This window comes from Hallella seregens ATCC 51272 (assembly GCF_000518545.1).
GTDB classification, from domain to species: Bacteria; Bacteroidota; Bacteroidia; order Bacteroidales; family Bacteroidaceae; genus Prevotella; species Prevotella seregens.
In genome coordinates this window covers 1-4,551 of record NZ_JADU01000045.1, presented here as the reverse complement: position 1 = coordinate 4,551, position 4,551 = coordinate 1, and the positions used below count along the sequence as shown (strand labels likewise).

6 protein-coding genes are annotated in these 4,551 nt (G+C 40.7%); 1 reads left to right on the top strand and 5 read right to left on the bottom strand.

Going from position 1 to position 4,551, the window contains the following annotated elements:
* The 3 genes from L888_RS14545 to L888_RS0110865 form a co-directional block, all read right to left on the bottom strand.
* Positions 1–176 (bottom strand): helix-turn-helix domain-containing protein (locus L888_RS14545; RefSeq protein ID WP_075261829.1); only part of this gene is annotated, 176 nt, incomplete at its 3' end.
* Positions 177–335: 159 nt separating this feature from the next.
* A complete protein-coding gene (locus L888_RS0110870; protein ID WP_027952909.1) occupies positions 336–632 on the bottom strand; it encodes a type I restriction-modification system subunit M N-terminal domain-containing protein in 297 nt (98 codons plus the stop codon).
* Between the two features lie 7 nt (positions 633–639).
* On the bottom strand, positions 640–843 hold the full coding sequence (locus L888_RS0110865; RefSeq protein ID WP_027952908.1) for a helix-turn-helix domain-containing protein: 204 nt from the start codon (positions 841–843) through the stop codon (positions 640–642).
* A 465-nt stretch (positions 844–1,308) separates the two neighbouring features.
* Here L888_RS0110865 and L888_RS14540 point away from each other — a divergent pair, with 465 nt between their 5' ends.
* A complete protein-coding gene (locus tag L888_RS14540; protein WP_156925004.1) occupies positions 1,309–1,626 on the top strand; it encodes a hypothetical protein in 318 nt (105 codons plus the stop codon).
* 107 nt (positions 1,627–1,733) lie between these two features.
* Here L888_RS14540 and L888_RS0110855 read toward each other — a convergent pair whose 3' ends face one another.
* Together L888_RS0110855 and L888_RS13675 are read right to left on the bottom strand one after the other, a co-directional pair.
* Complete coding sequence (locus L888_RS0110855; protein WP_027952907.1) at positions 1,734–2,885, bottom strand: PDDEXK nuclease domain-containing protein; 1,152 nt, start codon at positions 2,883–2,885, stop codon at positions 1,734–1,736.
* Between the two features lie 524 nt (positions 2,886–3,409).
* Positions 3,410–4,162 (bottom strand): nucleotidyl transferase AbiEii/AbiGii toxin family protein, encoded by a 753-nt coding sequence (locus L888_RS13675; protein WP_262489289.1) that lies wholly within the window; start codon positions 4,160–4,162, stop codon positions 3,410–3,412.
* Positions 4,163–4,551 lie beyond the last annotated feature (389 nt).

Sequence of the window (4,551 nt, the reverse complement as noted above, 5' to 3'; positions counted from 1 at the left end):
TCATGCAACTGCTCCTCGGAAAGGGAGAGAAGCTGATCGATGCTTTTCCCACTTGAAAGGAACAGGCGGACATACTTGCGGACAGTGTTACGGGAAGTATGGAACGTGGATGCCGTTTCCTTGATACCCATCCCTGCCGCATAACATCTTAAAATGTTCTTGATTCTCTTGTTCATTTGCATAGATTTTATTATTACCCCTTACACCAGGACTCGGGTTCTCAAATCTACACAAAAAAACTCTAACGACACTTGTACTAAGTGGTTAATGTTATTTTGGCCAAAAGGGTCAATCATATTATGGCCAAGGTGAGCAATCCTGTTTGGCCAAAAGGGTCAAAGTAGAGTGGCTTTTCCAATATAATCGAAGTAAGCACACTCTGGAAGGTAGAAACCGCATTTCTCCACTGCAACATCCTTGTACTCTTTCTCCATGCGAGTACCCTTGTATTGATTATACTCTTCTTCTATCTCTGCCTTATGCTGTTTGAAAAGCACATCGGCATAACGAAGAAAAATAAGACCGAGGATAGGCTGTCCATACTTATTGGCTGCGAGATGAGCTCCAGCACGAAGCATATCTGCCGAATGCCAGAGGTTTTCTTTCAGTGTTTTGAGTTCAATATCTGTCATAGTCGTATTAAATTTGGGTATCGTTCAAAAGGTATTTTACGTCAACTTCAAGAAGTTTTGCAATCTTATCCAATGTTTTCAAGTCTGGCTGTATAGAGTTCTGACACCACTTGCTCACTGTGCATGTAGATTTACCCAGTTCATCAGCAAGCCACTTGCCAGTTTTGTTCTTTTCAACCAGAACCACCTTTATGCGATTGAGATTATCCATGATTTTTGAATTTATATAAATTTGATGCAAAGTTATCAAAATTCTATGAGATAAATGACTCTTATAATAAAAAGCTACACAAATGCTTATAATTTCAATGAAATTATTTTAGAATGCCACATAAAAAACTACTTTTTGATTGCTTTCGTCTAACAAATTCGCATTTCGGCAAACGAGGTTTCCATCATAAGGGGCATTTTGCTCTCAATCTTGCGACTTAAAGACACTACTCCAAATGACAGGAAATGAAAATTTCGTTTGTTTTCCGTGTTAACAGATGTTAAGCAGATGTTTTCGTTTTGTTTTTTGAATTTTTTGTTTCTTTTTGTAATTTTCGCTTTCGGGGAGTATTGATTATCAGCACTTTACAAAATATCAGCAGATTATCAAGAATAAGATTATGAAGAATGTAAGTGCATTTGTTTTATCGTGGTCTCTGTGCAAGATTATCAATTATTCTCTAGTTTGAAACTAACTTTTCGCCCCTGGCATCTTCTTATACACGAATCCTTCACCACCGGGGAAGTAAGCTTCGAACACAATACTCAGGAACCGTGCAATGCTCTTCCGTTTCTTGCCAATCTTGAAGAAAGCGGAACTGGCATACGCCATGAGGTCGGCTTGGCTGCATTTGGCATTAACGGCTATGCTGACTTTGGGTATTGCTATCTGGTCACGCTCGGCAAAGGCTATGGCACAGGCGTTGATGACCGTTCAGCCCTGCAATATAATGGCTCATCATTGGCACTGCCATCAACGACAGCGCAGCACCAACATACATAAACCTAATCTTTGCCTTGTCGCTTATGGGCGATATGCCCACAAACAAGGCAAGGACGAGCGACAACGCGCAGAAGCAGAGTGCCAGTAATGCAGTTCCCATAGTCTCCTTATTTTTCTGATTTGTCGAATTCTTTTCCGTCAAGCAATCTCTTGAATTCTTCTTCTGGAGGAAGTATTTTCTTTAGCTTCTCAGGCATTACCTTGTACGTTGCGACACCCATTGGCTGGGTGTAGTCTTGAAGAAGGTATTCAACGTATGTCTTGTCTGCATCACGGCAAAGCACTATTCCTATAGTCGGATTTTCATGAGGTTTGCGCTCGTCATCATTCAACATGCGGATATAAGCAGACAACTGACCGAGATAGGCAGGTTTGAAAGTACCTTTCTTTAGTTCAAACACTACAAGACATTGCAATTCCCTGTTGAAGAACAGCAGATCAATCCAATGGTCATGTCCGAACTTGTCGATATGCACCTGGTTACCCATGAACGTAAAGTCCTTGCCGAACGTAAGGATGAAGTTCTTGACATTCGACACTATTGAGTTTTCTATAATACGCTCATCAATGTCTTGTGGGTCTCGCTCATCAAGTTCCTCAACATTGATGAAGTCAAGCAGATAATCGTCCTTGAACATGGATATTGCCTTTAGAGCGTGACGTGTTGACGACATAGTCTTGGCAAAATTGCTTGGCATCTGCGACTGGTGCTGGAACAAGTCTGCCTTGAGGTTGTCACGAAGAGTGTATTTGTCCCAATGCAAAGTAGCAGCTTGATGGATGTAAAATACACGCTCTTCGAGAGTCTTGGTTTTTGACAGAATCTCATCGTGATGAGAGAAACTTAAAGCAAAAAAATCGTGCCAATCAAAATCGCCCGCCATTGGCGGACGATTTGCCAATAGCAAAGACTTAAACGGCAAAATAGTCTCATCAGCAGCCGTTTGCAAATCGTCCGCCAATGGCGGGCGATTTACAACATTACACCATTGCTCATAAAACTGGCGCATTTTCTTGATACTTGTTGGAGAAAATCCTCGCAATCCTGGCAGTTCTCTCCTAAGCTGTTCACTAATCGTTTCAATGGCTCCTGTGCCCCAAACTCCTTTGCGGGTGTTATCAGAGATATACTTGCCCACACCATAGTATAGTGCGAGCATCTGTCTGTTGACAGCCTTGGCTGCTTCCAACTGATTTTGAAGTATAGCCGACTTTATAAGTTGTACCGCTTGATTGTATTGAGTGCTTATCTTGTCCATCATCTTGCATTTTCCTACAAAGTTAATCTAAAACATGAATATTGCCAACAGAAGTGTTAAACTCTTATGGATTTTTATCTTTAATGTCCGATATATGACTGAAAATCTGTAGTTTTATCTTCTCATTTTTAATTTTAGAGGTGTTTTATTTATAGTTTTTGATGCGTTTTATTTGTAATTTTTGTTGTAGTTCATTTAGCCTTTTATACTGTTTTACAACTAACTTTTGTGGCATTTTATAACTAGCTTTTGTGGCAATCCTATCGGTGTTTTTGTTGAAAACACAACCTTTTTATAAAGTAGGTCACACTCGGGAATACAAAACAAAACTTCGTATTTATTTTGATATTCCGCTCGTTTGCACTACCTTTGCAGCAGTTGAGTGCGTGTTTGCTTATCGTTGCTTATTTCCATATTTGCAGCACATTTGCAGCACGCTCACGCAAATGGCTTGTCTAATAACGGTTTGCATTTGAGGAAGAAATATCTTCTTATTATATTTTAGATATGACTGATAACCGTATTCAATGATTTACAAGTTTGCTTATCATCTCCTGCATACTGGTCTTTATGGAAAGAACATCCGAAATCTGTTGGTATGCCAAATCGGGTAACTCCCTGAGATAGGTTTCCTGCAATTTAGCCCACAGATCCTGGAGGTTTGTAACAAGAGGTGAGTCAGTGATGTCCCGGTCTTGCCAACCTTGTGGCTTGTCAAAACTCTGCTTGTCGTGATCAAATAATGTTTGGAAGTCTTGTTTGAAGTCTGTACTGTTCAGATAGGTACGGCATTCATCATCCTGCAACAGAAAGTGCAAATCATAAAAGTGCCTGATTTTGGATTGTAATTCGGGGATGGGTGAATCGGCCAGTGAGAAACGGAGCAGCGAGACCAGCTTCTCCGTCAGTGTGCGTCTCTTGTCGAGAACGGGAACGAGAAACGGCTGCATATCATATTCCGCAACTAGCTGTGAATTGCCCGTCTTCATCAAGAACTCCGTGAGGAAACTCTGAAGGGGGCATTGCAGAACCGGATATGGGTTGGCAAAAGAGTTAATCTCTACCAACAGTTGACCGGCCTTTATTGCCCCGACCTGTTCTTCATTGACAGCCCGCGGATAGGTATAGTAGGCCTTATGGTAATGGGATCCTTTGCTGGTGGCACCGGGAATTACTTTTTCCTGTAATCCTTCCGTCATATTCTTGGATGTCTTACGTATCAAGTTCTTCAACTGATTTCCACTCATCGTCCATGCTTCAGCAATGGCAATGTCAATATCTTCAGATAGTTTATCAGAACTAATGATAAACTATCTTATCCAAAGTAAAATGTTATCCAAAGTAAGCACTACGATATAATAAAACTCTCTGTTTTTCAGTTTTACTTTTGATAATGTTGTTTTGATAAAAATTATTGCTATATTAAGGGCTGTGTTTATCACCCTAATTAATAATAGCAATAATTATGTATAACAAATCAAAGGACATCAGGCAATTGGTCGCCGAGACAGTTCTGTTTCTCCAAGACCAAAAGTATTCGTCTGCGTGTATTGAGACACATCGCAGACGGTGGCGAGACGGCATTATTCCGTATATGGATAGCCGTGGTATCACACAGTACTCATCCGTAATAGGCGAAGAGTACCTTTCTTTGGCGACACGGGAT

What these genes read in the sequence shown, in the direction of transcription:
- L888_RS0110865 (WP_027952908.1), bottom strand. Translation starts at nt 843, where the DNA reads ATGGATAATCTCAATCGCATAAAGGTGGTTCTGGTTGAAAAGAACAAA.
- L888_RS0110870 (WP_027952909.1), bottom strand. Translation starts at nt 632, where the DNA reads ATGACAGATATTGAACTCAAAACACTGAAAGAAAACCTCTGGCATTCG.
- L888_RS0110855 (WP_027952907.1), bottom strand. Translation starts at nt 2,885, where the DNA reads ATGGACAAGATAAGCACTCAATACAATCAAGCGGTACAACTTATAAAG.